Below are 12,811 nucleotides of genomic sequence, written 5' to 3'. Positions count from 1 at the left end.
TCCGATCGTTCGTCCCCGGAGCGTGCGGTCAGCGCCGTGCCGCCGGGTCGAGCAGCCGGTCGAAGACGAGCCCGGTGCCCTGCGCCTGGACGTACTTGTCGGCCACGTCGATCGCCCAGTCGCGCGCCGACCACTGCGTGGGGTGGTACAGCCCGAGTGCGGTGTTGAGCAGGACGTCCCCGGTGTACACGGTGGCGAAAACCGTGTTCACGGCTTTCTGCCCTCGGAGGCCCTTCAGGGCAGCGATGCCGTAGGCGGTGCCCCACATCATGCCCAGGGAGAAGTGGGTCGCGTAGTTCAGCCGCCTCCGACCCTGCGGGGTCTCCGGATCGACGGGGGTGACCCGCTGGGCGAAATCGGCCGGTGCGTAGCTCTCGCTCCGCTGGGTGAGCGGCATCTCGACGAACTTCTGGAAGGCCGTCATCACGACGGTTCCGCCGAATCCGGCGAGAACGCCGCGCCCGATCACGGCGACGGCCGATGGACGTCTGGTGGTATGCATTCGTGGCCCCTACCCGCCGAGGGTCCGTGGACACTTCCACCACGGGCCTCGGGCCGCCGGATGAGACCGGCCGCCCCGGGTAGGGGAGGCCGCATGCGTGCGAGCGTGCCGTTCCAGGAGAGCGAGATCCGACTGGCCGACGGCCGAACCCTGGCGTACGCCGAGTACGGCGATCCCGAGGGGCAGCCGGTGCTCGGCTGCCACGGTTCACCGAGCTCTCGGCTCGAACGGCACGTCCAGGACGTCGAGGACTACCGGCGGTGGGGGGTGCGACTGGTCGTCCCCGACCGGCCCGGCTTCGGCCGCTCCGATCCGCAGCCCGGCCGCCGGGTCATGGACTGGCCCGACGACGTCCGGCAGCTGCTCGACCACCGCGGCGTCGAGCGGTTCGCCACGCTGAGCCTCTCCGGCGGCGCGGCGTACGCCCTGGCCTGCGCGCACGTCTTCGGGAACCGGGTGCGTGCCGTCGGCATCCTCGGCGGGGCGCCGCCGCCCGACGTCCCGTGGCCCTGGCCGCGGTGGGTGCCCCAGCGGGTGCGGAGGGCGGCACACCGGCCGGCGCAGCTGACGGCGGTGCTGCGCCCGGCGTTCGCGCCGCTCGGGCTGCGTCCGGCGTCGATCCCGCGCTACCTGCAGCTGCGGCTGAACGCGGCCGACCGGCGGGTGATCGGCCGCCCGGCCGTCCGGCGGATCCTGGCCGACACCTTCACCGAGGGGCTGCGGAACGGAACCGCCCCGCTCGCCGAGGACCGCGCGCTGCTGTTCCGGCCGTGGGGGTTCCCGCTGTCGACGATCGAGCAGCGGGTGCACATCTGGCACGGCGCGCAGGACTGGCAGGTCCCCCTCGTCCTGGGGCAGCTGCTCAGCGCGATGCTCCCGAACTGCGAGGGGCACTGGGTCGCCGGGGAAGGGCACTTCCTGGTGTTCGACCACGCGGAGGAGATCTACGCGACGCTCCTGGGCTGACCCGCTCAGGCCAGCTGGGCGGCCACCAGTGGTTCCAGGGTGATCCCGGAGTGCCGCTGCTGCAGCATCCGCAGCGCCCACTTGTCGGAGAAGAGCGCCAGCAGCTCGCCGTCGGCCCGCTGCACGACCTCGACCCCGCCCGAGGAGGCGATCAACGGCAGCGACGCCTCGTCGGTCCGCATGGCCAGGCTGTACGGCAGCCGGTCGAGGGCCACCGGGGCGTTGAACTCGTGCTCCATGCGGTGGGTGGCGACCTCGAACTGCATCGGCCCGACGACGGCGAGGACCGGGGCGCCGTCGCCCCGCCGGTCCGAGCGGAGCACCTGCACCACGCCCTCGGAGTCCAGCTGCTCGATGCCCTTGCGGAACTGCTTGTGCTTGGCGGTCTCCCGGCTCCGGACGACGGCGAAGTGCTCGGGCGCGAAGGTGGTGAGCGGAGGGTAGTCGACCGGCCGGTCGGCGTAGAGGCTGTCGCCCACCCCCAGTGCGGAGGCGTTGACCAGCCCGACGACGTCGCCGGGGTAGGCGAGGTCGACGCTCTCCCGCTCGCGACCGAACACGTGCTGGGCGTACTTGGTGGTGAACGGGCGCTTGGTCCGGCCGTGCGTGACGACCATGCCGCGTTCGAAGACGCCGGTGCAGATGCGGATGTAGGCCAGCCGGTCCCGGTGGGCGGCGTCCATGCCCGACTGGACCTTGAAGACGAAGGCGCTGAACGGCTCGCCCAGGTCGCGTACCGAGCCCTCGGCGTCCGGTCGGCCGGTCGGTGCCGGGGCGAGGTCGACCAGGGTGTCCAGCAGGGCGCCCACCCCGAAGTTGGACACCGCGGAGGCGAACAGCACCGGCGTGGTGACCCCGTCGAGGAACAGCGACTGCTCGTGGTCGGCGCCGGTGGCGGCCAGGAGGTCGACCTCCTCGACGGCCTGCTGCCAGGCGTCTCCCTCGCGGGCGACGGCGGCCTCGGGGGACAGGGCCTCCTCGGGCGCGATCGTGGCGCCGCCGGCGGTCCGGGTGAACCGGCGGTAGCTGCCGTCGGAGCGGTCGAGCACCCCGCGGAAGTCCCCGGCGATACCGACCGGCCAGGTCAGCGGGGTCGGGGTGAGGCTGGTGCGCTCGCTGATCTCGTCCATGAGCTCGAGGGCGTTCTTGCCCGGACGGTCCCACTTGTTGATCACCGTGACGATCGGGATGCCGCGGTGCTTGCAGACGGCGAAGAGCTTCATGGTCTGGGTCTCGAGGCCCTTGGCGGCGTCGACCAGCATCACCGCGGCGTCGACCGCGGTCAGCACCCGGTAGGTGTCCTCGGAGAAGTCGGCGTGCCCCGGGGTGTCGAGCAGGTTGATGACGGCGTCACGGTACTCGAACTGCAGCGCGGCCGAGGTGATGGAGATGCCGCGGGCCTTCTCCATGTCCATCCAGTCCGACACCGTCCCGCGGCGGCCGGCCTTGCCGTGCACCGCACCGGCCTGGCCGATGACCCGCGCGTGCAGCGCCAGCGCCTCGGTGAGCGTGGACTTCCCGGCATCGGGGTGGCTGATGACGGCGAAGGTGCGGCGCCGGGCGGCCTCGGCGACGGCCGATCGGGCGGCGCGGTCCGCGTCGCCGGCGGGGTGGGCGGCAGTCACCGATGGTCTCCTCGTGGTGCGGGGCGCCGCGGCCGGCGCGGGGCGGCGGCGCGGGTGGTGCGGGGGACGCCGGGGGGCACCAGCGGGCGGGCCTGTCCGGCCGTCCGCGCCGGGCGTGGCGTCGGCGTCCGGCCCAACGCTACAGGCGTCAGCCGGTGTAGCCGCCGCGCATGTCCTCGACGATCAGCGGCCGGTCCAGCGTCGACGGTGCCAGCCGCTGCCGGGGCCGGTCGGCCGGGAACACCCCGGCGGCGTCCAGCACCGCCTCGTCGAGGAACCGGGTCGCCGGGGCGGCGGGCGACAGCGCGAGGTCCGGCGGCCGCGGCCCGCGCTGGGCGACGGCGAATCCCCAGTCGCCGAAGCTCGGCACGTGCACGTGGTACGGCGTGGCCGCCAGCCCCGCGGCATCCAGCGTGGAGACGGTCCGCCAGAACGCGGTGGGTGTCGAGTACGGGCTCCCGGCCTGCACGGTCACCAGCCCGTCCGGGGCCAGTGCCGCCGAGACGAGGCCGTAGATCTCGGTCGAGTACAGCCGGCCCAGCACCGGGGTGTCCGGGTCGGGCATGTCCACGATCACCGCGTCGAAGCCGGTCGCGGCGGGGGACCGCAGCCAGCGGAAGGCGTCGTCCTGGACCACCTCGACCCGGGGGTCGTCGAACGCGGAGTCGTTGAGGGCGGCCAGCCGGGTGCGCGCCAGCGCGATGACCTGGGGGTCGAGCTCGACCTGCACCACCTCGCGGACGCTCGGGTGGCGCAGCACCTCGCGGGCGGCGAGCCCGTCCCCACCACCGAGGATCAGCACGCGTTCCGGGTCGCGGGCCAGCGCCGGGTGCACCAGCGCCTCGGTGTACCGGTGCTCGTCGACGCTGGAGAACTGCAGGTCGCCGTCGAGGTAGAGCCGGAGGTCGCCGGACCGCTCGGTCAGCACGATCTCCTGGTAGTCCGAGCGCCCGGCGGCGACCACCGGGTCGGCGTAGAGCCGCTGGCGGGCCGTCGTCTCGATGTCCTGGGCGCGGACGAGCAGCACCGCCAGCCCGGCCGCCGCCACCAGGAGGGCGGCGGTGGCCGTGCGGCGGGCGCGGGTGCCCATCTGGCGGCGCAGCAGCAGCCCGGCCACCACGGCCGCGGCCAGCAGGTTGACCAGGCCGGTGAGGGCGGCGCCGCGGACCTGGCCGGCCAGCGGCAGGAGAATGAACGGCCAGGCCAGGCCGCCGAGCAGGGCGCCGGCGTAGTCGGCGGCGTTGAGATCGGCGAGCAGCTTGCCACTGCCCTCGGCGTCGATGCCGGTGCGACCGGTCTGGAGCAGCGTCATCAGCAGTGGCACCTCGGCACCGACGAGGATGCCGAGCACCGCCGTCGCGACGAGCAGGACGGCGCTGCTCGTGCCGTAGAAGGAGAACGACACGTAGAGGGTGACGGCACTCAGGCCCCCGGCCACGCCCAGCAGGATCTCCACCGCGACGAACGTGACGGCGGCGGAGGCGAGGAACGGCTTGACCAGCAACGCACCCACGCCGAGTGCGGCGACGAACCCGGCGACGATCAGCGAGGTCTGAGTGATCCCGCCACCGACCAGGCTGGCCGACAGGGTGAGCAGCACCAGCTCGTAGATCAGCCCGCACGCCGCGCAGACGGCGACCGCGGCCAGCAGCAGCGGGCGCGAGCGGACCGCCGTCCGCCCGGCTCCCGGCGCGGTGACCTCGGGCGCGGGCGCGGTCACGGGCGTCAGGACAGGGCGGCGGCGTTGACCGCGCCGATGGCCACCAGGCTGGCGCCGATGGCCCAGGCCGATCCGCGCATCCGCGGCTCGTTCACCAGCGAGCGCAGGTCGGCCGGGATGACCGCGTCCAGCACCCGCAGGGCCAGGGCCTGCAGCAGCACACCGATCAGGCCGTAGAACGCCGTGTCCACCAGCCCCTGGCCGAGGCCGTCCGCGCTGGTCATGATCGCCGTCACCACGATGATCGCCAGTGCGAGGTGGTTGGCGGCCAGCAGGATCGCCGCGTTCGGGTTGTGGTCGAGGTAGACCTGCGTCCGCAGGTTGCCCGGGGTGATGAGGTCCAGCGCGAGGAACCCGAGGGCCAGCACGCCCACCCCGATGACGAAGAAGAGCAGCGTCCCCACGGCCCCCTGGACCAGCAGGTCGCTGTCGACGGTGCCGAACTCCAGCGCCTGCCACGTGGTGCTCATGTCGGGTTCTCTCCTGGGATGGGGGACGGAAGGGGAGTGCGTGGCGGTCACTTGCCGAAGCCGGGGCCGCCGCTGCCGCCGGTGCCGACGGGGGAGCCGGGCCGGAAGCCCGGCCCGAGGAAGGCGAAGAAGCCCCCGCGGTAGCGGCCGTCGAGGTCCTCGACCCGCACGGTGCTGCCGCCGCCGGCGGCCGCGCTCACGATGACGATGTCGTCGCTGTAGCGCAGGTACTCGTTGCCGCCGTCGGCCTGCCGCTCGGCGGGCGGGACGGCCTCGACGATCGCGGCGGTGGTGGTGCCCACCGGTTCGGGCGAGGAGTAGACCGAGGTGTCGTCGAGGATCTCGGTCCGTTCGTAGGTGTCGTCCAGGAAGTCGCGGACGCGGGTCCCGCTGCCGCAGCCGGCGACGAGGACGGCGGTGGCCAGCAGGACGGCCAGCACCCGGTGCAGAGATCTCATGGCGTCCACCTGCTTCGTGTGGTGACGACCTCGCCGGTGTTCCCGGCGGGGTAGAGGTGCCAGGTCTGCCAGGCCCAGCCGCCTGCGGTGAGGGGCTGGGCGGTCATGGCGGTGAGTGCGCCGACCGAGCCGGGGAAGGCGCCGCACAGCCACGCGGCGTCGGTGTCGGCGAGGGCCCGGAGCCGGTCGGCCGTCGCGTCCAGTTCGGCGCGACCGGTGGCGGTCACCGCCGAGGTGAGCTCGTAACCGCCCGACCGGGTGCTCCGGGGGAGCGGGTCGCCGCCGGCGCCGACGGCGTCGCAGGAGACCTCCTCGGTGAGCCGGGCGCCGGGGACGGCGGCGGTGACCACGTGCGAGGCGCCGAGCACCCCGAGGGTGACGGATCCGCCGCGGCCGTCGACCAGCCGCAGCTCCGCCAGCGTCGCCGGCGCCGACCGGTCGAGCAGCAGGCCCAGCGCGGCGGCCGACACGTCCCGCGGCTCGATGGCGAGCAGGTGGAGGCTCACGCGGCCTCCTCGCTGGCGCTCGTCGGCTGCGTTCGCAGGGCTGCCCTGCCCATCGGTGAGCTCGCGAGCTCGCTCACTGGTCCGGCGTCCGGTGGTAGACGGTGAGCTCACCCCGGCTGACCGCGCGGCCGGTCGAGACCTCCCACGACTGGGTGGCCGCCCAGCGCTCGAAGGCCAGCAGACCGGTCTTGTCCGCGGTGGCGTAGTCGGCGTAGTCCACGGTCCCGCTGGGCGGGGTGCCCGTGGTGCCCTCGGCGGTGTAGGCGGCCCGCCCGCGCTCGATCTGCCGGTGCACCCGGTCGTCGAGGATCACATCGCCGTCGGGCGTGAGGTCGGTGCCCTCCCGGCGCATCCACAACGTCATCTCGAGATCGCCCTCGTCGTCCTCGACCGTGAGCCAGCGGCGGCCGGTCGACCCGTCGAGCAGGTGCTCGCGCCAGGTCATCCCGCCCTCCTCCAGCACGATCGTGCCGCGGACGACGTGGTCGATCCCGGCGTAGGTGATCACGTCGCCCACGCCGATCTGGTGCGGGTCGTAGACGTCGGGCTCGTCGGCCAGGGGGTCGACCCGGCGGCGCGGCCCGGCGGCCTTCGCCAGGTTCCGGCGGCGGAGGACGAGGATGACCGTGGCCAGGACCGCCAGGGCCACGAGGACGACGATCAGGAGGACGAGGAGCACGTCGGACATCGGGTGGCCTCCTTGCGATGGGCGTGCGGGCCGTCTCGAACGTACCGTGCGCCGGCCTCGTGGTGATCACGCTCGTGAACCCGGCCGGGACACCCCACGCCCGCCACCGGGCAGCCGAGCCGGGCCGCCCCTGGGCCGGGGTGCCGGCCGACCGCGCAACCGGCTGTCCGGCACCGCCGGAGATAAACGCTCGCCACCGATGACTTCGGGGAGGACGGTCGGTCGGAGAGGAGACGGACACGGACGATCCCGGGCGAGGTACCCATGACGCTGCAGTCACCGCTGGCCATCGAGGCGACCGCCCTGACGAAGTCCTTCGGGACCACCACCGCCGTCGCCGGCATCGACCTCGCCGTCCCGTCCGGCGTGATCTACGGGGTCCTCGGGCCCAACGGCGCCGGCAAGACCACCACGATCCGCATGCTGGCCACCCTCATCGCGCCGGACTCGGGCAGCGCCCGCATCCTCGGGCACGACGTCGTCGCCGACGCCGACGCCGTCCGTGACCAGGTGAGCCTCACCGGGCAGCTGGCCTCGGTCGACGAGGAGCTCACCGGCTGCGAGAACCTGGTCCTGCTCGGCCGGCTGCTGGGCCTGCGCCGGGCCGCGGCCCGCGCGCGGGCCGACGAGCTGCTCGACGCCTTCGGGATCGCCGCCGCGGGGGGAAAGCTGGTCAAGCACTACTCCGGTGGCATGCGACGGCGTCTCGACATCGCGGCCAGCCTGGTGGTCACCCCACGGCTGATGTTCCTGGACGAGCCGACCACGGGCCTGGACCCGCGCTCGCGCAACCAGGTCTGGGAGATCGCCCGCGCGCTGGTGGCCGAGGGGACGACGATCCTGCTCTGCACGCAGTACCTGGAGGAGGCCGACCAGCTGGCCGACGGCATCGCCGTCATCGACCGCGGACAGGTGATCGCGGAGGGCACACCGGGTCAGCTGAAGGCCTCGGTCGGCACCGGTGCCCTGCGCGTGCGCCTGCTCGACCCGGCCGAGCGCCCGGGGGCCGCGGCCGTGCTGGAGCAGGCCGTCGGCGCCGTGGTGCTCGAACCCGACCCGGCGGGGCTCTCGGCGCAGTGCTCCGACTCCGCCCAGGCCGCGCTCGGGATCGCGGAGCTCGCCCGCGCCGGGATCGGCATCGCCGACTTCTCCCTCGGCCGGCCCAGCCTGGACGAGGTCTTCCTGGCGCTGACCGGCCACGCGGCCGAGGAACCGCCCGCACCGACCCTCGAGGAGCAGCCGTCATGAGTGCCGCCCCCACCGCCGCCACCGATGCGGCCGACACCGCCGCCGTCCGCCGGGCGATCGCGTCGACGGCGCGGCCACCCCGGCCGGGAGCGCTGTCGGCGGCCCTGACCTTCGGCTGGCGCGGGATGCTCAAGGTGAAGCACGTGCCGGAGCAGCTCCTGGACGTGACCGTGACGCCGGTGATGTTCGTGCTGATGTTCACGTACTTGTTCGGGGGTGCCATCGCCGGCTCCACCAGCGCGTACCTGGACTACCTGCTGCCGGGCATCCTGGTGATGTCGGTGCTGTTCACCACCGTCTACTCGGGGGTCGCGCTCAACACCGACGTGACCAAGGGGGTGGTCGACCGGTTCCGTTCCCTGCCGATCTGGCGGCCCGCGCCCCTGCTCGGCGCCCTGCTGGGGGACAGCGTGCGCTACGTCCTGGCCGGCACGGTGATAATCGTGCTCGGTGTGCTCCTCGGGTTCCGGCCGGACGGGGGATTTCCGGGCGCGGTGTCGGCCCTGGCGCTGGTGGTCGTGTTCTCGTTCGGGCTGTCGTGGGTGTTCTCGGTCCTCGGGCTGCTCCTGCGCACCCCGAACGCGGTGATGAACGCCGGCTTCATGGGCATCTTCCCGCTGACGTTCCTGTCGAACGTCTTCGTGCCGCCGGCGACCCTGCCCGGTCCGCTGGCCGCATTCGTCGAGGTCAATCCCATCTCGATCCTGGCGACGGCGTCCCGGTCGCTGATGGCCGGCGAGCCCGACCTCACGGCCATCCTGGTCTCCCTGGCGGTCGCGGCGGCGCTCGCCCTGGTGTTCCTGCCACTGACCACCCGGCTGTACCGGAGCCGCTGAGGTCAGGCCGGCGGTTCAGACGCGGGACGCGGCGACCGGCGCCGGGCGGGGCGCCTCGCGCGGGATGAACAGGCCCCCGACGAGGCCCGCCGCGAGCACCGCGGTGCTCGCGGCGAAGGCGACCTGGAAGGACGCCACGTCGGTGAGCCAGCCGGCGACCAGCGGCCCGGCGATCGCGCCGAGATCGGCTGACATCTGGAAGACCGCGACGACCCGTCCGCCGCGGCCGGCGCTGATGTCGCCGACCAGCGCAGCGGGGGCGCTGGCGAGCAGGGATGCGGCGAGGCCGAAGACGGCCATGGAGCCGAGGAAGGGCACGATCGCCGGGGGGCCGACGAGGATCGCCATCGCCGCGGTGCCCAGCACGGCGCCCAGGATCAGCGAGGGACGCCGCCCCCAGCCGTCGACGAACCGGCCCGACCGCAGCAGCCCGAGGGCCTGGGCGGCCGATCCGGCGAGCAGGCCGGCGCCGGCCCAGGCGACCGTCCGGCCCAGCTCCTCGGTCACGTAGAGCGGCACCAGGGAGTTGCGGACGCCGAACAGCACCCAGCCCACGCCGAAGTTCGCCAGCAGGGCGGCGAGGTAGGCGCGGGAACGGAAGGCGGTGGTGAGCGCCATCGGGCCCGGGCCGAGGTCGGGGCCGGCCGTGTCGGCCGCCGGAGGTTCGGCCGGGTCCGGCTCGGCGGACCGGAGCAGCAGCATCCCGACGCCGCCGGCCACCAGCAGGAACCCGGCGTACAGGAAGAACGGCAGCCGGGGTGAGAGCTCGGCCAGCAGACCACCGAAGGCGGGGCCGGCGATGCCGCCCAGGATGAAGCCGCCCTGCCAGGTGGCGGCGGCCCGCCCGCGGTGCGACGGCGGCGCCACCCGGAGCAGCAGCGACAGCGCCGCCACGGTGAACATGGCGCTGCCGATGCCGCCGGCCGCGCGCAGGCCCAGGAAGAGCGGGAAGGACCCGGCCAGCCCGGCGGCTCCGGTCGCGACGGCGACGATCACCAGCCCCGAGGCGAGCACCAGCCGTTCGCCGAACCGCTCGACCAGCGTGCCGCCGCTGAACGCGGAGACGAAGCGGAAGAACGCGAAGGCGCTGACCGCCAGCCCGACGGCGGTGGTGCCCACTCCGAAGGACCGTGCGAACAGCGGGATCGCCGGGGCGACGATGCCGAAGCCGAGGGCGACGACGAAGGCGATGACCGCCAGGACCTTGACCTCGCGGGGAAGGTCTCCCCGTGTCCCGACCCGCACGAGGGACCATGCTCGCACGCCGCGCAGACGCGGCGCGCCGGCGTACGGGGCGGCGGTCGCGCCGCCCCGTACGCCCAGCCGATCAGGCGGTCAGGCCATGGAGTTGGCCGGCTTCCGCGCCCCGGTCCGCTCCTCGCTCGTTCCTCGCTGCGATGCTCCCGGGGCTGTCAGCCGGCCATCCGCCGGGCGCTGGCGAAGCTGCCCATCGAGTCGATCGGGGCCACCTTCACCGGGACGCCGGACGTCGAGGCGTGCACCATCTGCCCGTTGCCGATGTACATGCCCACGTGGCTGACCGGGCTGTAGAAGAACAGCAGGTCGCCGGGCTGGAGGGCCGAGCGGGACACCGGGGTGCCCATCTGCGACTGCATCCGGCTGGAGTGCGGCAGGCTGATCCCGGCCGCCGCGTAGGCGAACTGGGTCAGCCCCGAGCAGTCGAAGGCGTTCGGCCCGGCGGCCGCCCAGACGTACGGGTCGCCCACCTGGGCCAGCGCGGTGTCGACCGCCACGCCGGCGGCCGAGCTGCCACCGCCGGCCGGGGCCGGCACCGGTGCTGCCGGAGCGGGGGCGGGTGCTGCGGGAGCGGGGGCGGGTGCTGCGGGAGCGGGGGCGGGTGCCGCGGGAGCGGGGGCGGGTGCCGCGGCGACCGGGGCCGGCGCGGGTGCAGCGGCGCCGGGGGCCTCCTGGGCCCGCGGCTGCTGGACCCGCGGCTGCTGGGCTCGCGGCTCCTGGGCCGGTGCGGCCGCTGCGGCCTCCGCGGCCTCCGCGGCCTCCGCGGCCTCCGCGGCCTCCGCCGCCTCCGCCGCCTGCTGGATCGCGTGCCGCTCGGCGGCCGCCCGGGAGGCCCGCTGCTCCTCGGCGCTGAGCCGGGCGTACTGGGCCTGGTACACGGCGATCTGCTGGTCGAGCCGCGCGCGCTCGGCGGTCACGCGGTCGACCTGCTCCTGCGCCTCCGCCGCGGCCTGCTCGGCCGAGGCCTGGGCCTGGTCGGCGTCCTCACCGGCCGCCTCCGCCTCGCCCAGCACGCCGTTGTTGTGATCGGCGATCGTGCCCAGCATGCCGACCCGGTCCATCAGGTCGGTGGCCGACTCGCTGGTCAGCATGGCCTCCAGCGTGCCGAGCCCGCTCCCGGTCCAGGCGCTGCGGGCGACCGTGCGGACCCGGTCCTGCGCCTCCGCGAGGTCGGCCTCGGCGGCGGCGAGCTCCGCCGCGGCGCGGTCGGCGGACTCCTGGGCCGCCTTCAGTCCTTCGCGGATCTCGTTGAACCGTTCGGTGAGGACCTCCAGGTCGTGCGCCTTGGCAGCGATGAGCTGCGCGGCTTCCTGGGAGGTGCTCGGCCGCTGCGGGTCGGCGGCGGCGGGGAACGGCGTCAGGCCGACGCCGCCGGCGGCCACGAGGGCCACGAGTGCCCGACGGCCGGGAATCCGACGGTGGGCAGGGTTGTGCGAACTCGCCATGTGCGGCGGGTCGTCCTTTCTTCCACGGCCGCCTACCGGGTGAGCTGACGGGTTCGGGCGGGAAGGCGCCCGGCGTCCGGTGGCCGCGCGGGCCGTCGGTCGCTTCACCCCAGTGGTGCGGTTGGGTCCCCGGTCCTGGTGCCGGCCGGTGCCGGCGGGTGGTTCGGCGGCGTCCGGGCGGCTGTCACCGGTTGAGCGACGGAGGGGGGCCGTCCGGACGGCCCCACGCTAGGGGTCGATCGCGCGGGTCACCAGGGGAAGCGGAGGACTTCACAGCGACCTTCGCCTCGGCGCGGTGGTGCGTGCACATTCCGTCACGGACACGCCGCGACGATCGTCGTCCGATGACCGGGCACGGCCTGGCGCGGCGCAGGTGGACCAGGGACCTATGACCATGTTGACGTCCTAATGCTCGTAGGAAGATGGCTGCCGTGAGCGTGGTTGCACCGCCGGACCGTCGCCGGCGGCGGCGGCAGGAGACGATCGAGCAGGTGCTCGACGTCGCCCTCGAGGTGATGGCCGAGCAGGGCGCCGCCGGGCTGACCCTGGGCGAGGTGGCTCGCCGCATGGGCATCCGGCCGCCGTCCCTCTACGGGTACTTCGACGGCAAGCACGCCCTGTACGACGCCCTCTTCGAGCGGGGGTGGCGGGCGCTGCTGGAGACGCTCCGGGCGGCCGGGGCGATCGACCAGACCGCGGACCCGCTCACCGGTCTGCGCAACGGCACCACCCTGCTGGTCCGCTGGGCGGTCGAGCACCCCGCCCAGTCGGCGCTGATGTTCTGGCGTCCGGTGCCCGGCTTCGCTCCGTCGGAGCGGGCGTACGCGCCGGCCGTCGAACTCGACGTGGAGTCCCGCGCGCTGCTCGCCCGGCTGCGGGACGCCGGGCACCTCGCCCCGGACGTCGACCTGGAACGTGCCTACCGCGCCTGGACGGCGCTGGTCGGCGGGGTCATCTCCCAGCAGCTGTCCAACGCCCCCGGTGAGCCGTTCGAGACCGGCGCCTTCACCGCCGTCCTGCCCGACGTCATGGAGATGTGGCTGGACCACCACCGCAGGAATCCGTCCGCCCGCTGATCCGAGGAGGTCCG

13 protein-coding genes and 1 riboswitch are annotated in these 12,811 nt (G+C 74.2%); of the genes, 4 read left to right on the top strand and 9 right to left on the bottom strand.

Annotated elements, in window-relative coordinates:
* Window positions 1-28: 28 nt before the first annotated feature.
* Window positions 29-424, bottom strand: a complete 396-nt coding sequence (locus tag BLASA_RS13275) for a hypothetical protein (RefSeq protein WP_197536220.1) — start codon at window positions 422-424, stop codon at window positions 29-31.
* Between the two features lie 171 nt (window positions 425-595).
* Between BLASA_RS13275 and BLASA_RS13270 the strand changes: the two genes are divergently transcribed.
* Window positions 596-1,468, top strand: coding sequence for an alpha/beta fold hydrolase (locus BLASA_RS13270; RefSeq protein ID WP_014376679.1), 873 nt, complete (start codon window positions 596-598; stop codon window positions 1,466-1,468).
* A 5-nt stretch (window positions 1,469-1,473) separates the two neighbouring features.
* Here BLASA_RS13270 and BLASA_RS13265 read toward each other — a convergent pair whose 3' ends face one another.
* The 6 genes from BLASA_RS13265 to BLASA_RS13240 form a co-directional block, all read right to left on the bottom strand.
* A complete protein-coding gene (locus tag BLASA_RS13265) occupies window positions 1,474-3,093 on the bottom strand; it encodes a peptide chain release factor 3 (protein ID WP_014376678.1) in 1,620 nt (539 codons plus the stop codon).
* Window positions 3,094-3,241: 148 nt separating this feature from the next.
* On the bottom strand, window positions 3,242-4,813 hold the full coding sequence (locus tag BLASA_RS13260; RefSeq protein ID WP_014376677.1) for a polyamine aminopropyltransferase: 1,572 nt from the start codon (window positions 4,811-4,813) through the stop codon (window positions 3,242-3,244).
* Window positions 4,814-4,818: 5 nt separating this feature from the next.
* Complete coding sequence (locus BLASA_RS13255; protein WP_014376676.1) at window positions 4,819-5,283, bottom strand: DUF350 domain-containing protein; 465 nt, start codon at window positions 5,281-5,283, stop codon at window positions 4,819-4,821.
* Between the two features lie 47 nt (window positions 5,284-5,330).
* The gene (locus tag BLASA_RS13250; protein WP_014376675.1) at window positions 5,331-5,741 is read right to left on the bottom strand and encodes a DUF4247 domain-containing protein; all 411 of its coding nucleotides are present in this window, start codon (window positions 5,739-5,741) and stop codon (window positions 5,331-5,333) included.
* Complete coding sequence (locus BLASA_RS13245) at window positions 5,738-6,247, bottom strand: DUF2617 family protein (RefSeq protein ID WP_014376674.1); 510 nt, start codon at window positions 6,245-6,247, stop codon at window positions 5,738-5,740. The genes BLASA_RS13250 and BLASA_RS13245 overlap by 4 nt, the downstream gene beginning before the upstream one ends.
* Before the next feature lie 73 nt (window positions 6,248-6,320).
* Entirely contained in the window at window positions 6,321-6,935 is a 615-nt protein-coding gene (locus BLASA_RS13240; protein ID WP_014376673.1) for a DUF4178 domain-containing protein, read from the bottom strand.
* Between the two features lie 264 nt (window positions 6,936-7,199).
* On the opposite strand from BLASA_RS13240, the gene BLASA_RS13235 reads away from it, so the two are divergent.
* Window positions 7,200-8,183 carry a daunorubicin resistance protein DrrA family ABC transporter ATP-binding protein gene (locus tag BLASA_RS13235; RefSeq protein ID WP_014376671.1) on the top strand — a complete coding sequence of 328 codons (984 nt, stop codon included), beginning with the start codon at window positions 7,200-7,202 and terminating at the stop codon, window positions 8,181-8,183.
* Window positions 8,180-9,019 carry an ABC transporter permease gene (locus tag BLASA_RS13230; RefSeq protein ID WP_014376670.1) on the top strand — a complete coding sequence of 280 codons (840 nt, stop codon included), beginning with the start codon at window positions 8,180-8,182 and terminating at the stop codon, window positions 9,017-9,019. Before BLASA_RS13235 ends, BLASA_RS13230 begins: the two co-directional genes overlap by 4 nt.
* Before the next feature lie 15 nt (window positions 9,020-9,034).
* On the opposite strand, the gene BLASA_RS13225 is transcribed toward BLASA_RS13230, so the two are convergent.
* Together BLASA_RS13225 and BLASA_RS26320 are read right to left on the bottom strand one after the other, a co-directional pair.
* On the bottom strand, window positions 9,035-10,264 hold the full coding sequence (locus BLASA_RS13225) for an MFS transporter (RefSeq protein ID WP_014376669.1): 1,230 nt from the start codon (window positions 10,262-10,264) through the stop codon (window positions 9,035-9,037).
* 167 nt (window positions 10,265-10,431) lie between these two features.
* Window positions 10,432-11,721, bottom strand: coding sequence for an NlpC/P60 family protein (locus BLASA_RS26320; protein WP_041775760.1), 1,290 nt, complete (start codon window positions 11,719-11,721; stop codon window positions 10,432-10,434).
* Between the two features lie 14 nt (window positions 11,722-11,735).
* Window positions 11,736-11,888: riboswitch (cyclic di-AMP (ydaO/yuaA leader) on the bottom strand.
* A 264-nt stretch (window positions 11,889-12,152) separates the two neighbouring features.
* Between BLASA_RS26320 and BLASA_RS13215 the strand changes: the two genes are divergently transcribed.
* Window positions 12,153-12,797: a TetR/AcrR family transcriptional regulator gene (locus tag BLASA_RS13215; protein ID WP_014376667.1), complete on the top strand. Its 645-nt coding sequence runs from the start codon at window positions 12,153-12,155 to the stop codon at window positions 12,795-12,797.
* Window positions 12,798-12,811: the final 14 nt, after the last annotated feature.

The organism is Blastococcus saxobsidens DD2 (genome assembly GCF_000284015.1).
Taxonomy (GTDB): Bacteria; Actinomycetota; Actinomycetes; order Mycobacteriales; family Geodermatophilaceae; genus Blastococcus; species Blastococcus saxobsidens_A.
This window is presented reverse-complemented; position numbering and strand designations above follow the sequence as displayed.

What these genes read in the sequence shown, in the direction of transcription:
- BLASA_RS13270 (WP_014376679.1), top strand. Translation starts at nt 596, where the DNA reads ATGCGTGCGAGCGTGCCGTTCCAGGAGAGCGAGATCCGACTGGCCGAC.
- BLASA_RS13240 (WP_014376673.1), bottom strand. Translation starts at nt 6,935, where the DNA reads ATGTCCGACGTGCTCCTCGTCCTCCTGATCGTCGTCCTCGTGGCCCTG.
- BLASA_RS13255 (WP_014376676.1), bottom strand. Translation starts at nt 5,283, where the DNA reads ATGAGCACCACGTGGCAGGCGCTGGAGTTCGGCACCGTCGACAGCGAC.
- BLASA_RS13275 (WP_197536220.1), bottom strand. Translation starts at nt 424, where the DNA reads ATGACGGCCTTCCAGAAGTTCGTCGAGATGCCGCTCACCCAGCGGAGC.
- BLASA_RS13250 (WP_014376675.1), bottom strand. Translation starts at nt 5,741, where the DNA reads ATGAGATCTCTGCACCGGGTGCTGGCCGTCCTGCTGGCCACCGCCGTC.
- BLASA_RS26320 (WP_041775760.1), bottom strand. Translation starts at nt 11,721, where the DNA reads ATGGCGAGTTCGCACAACCCTGCCCACCGTCGGATTCCCGGCCGTCGG.
- BLASA_RS13235 (WP_014376671.1), top strand. Translation starts at nt 7,200, where the DNA reads ATGACGCTGCAGTCACCGCTGGCCATCGAGGCGACCGCCCTGACGAAG.
- BLASA_RS13230 (WP_014376670.1), top strand. Translation starts at nt 8,180, where the DNA reads ATGAGTGCCGCCCCCACCGCCGCCACCGATGCGGCCGACACCGCCGCC.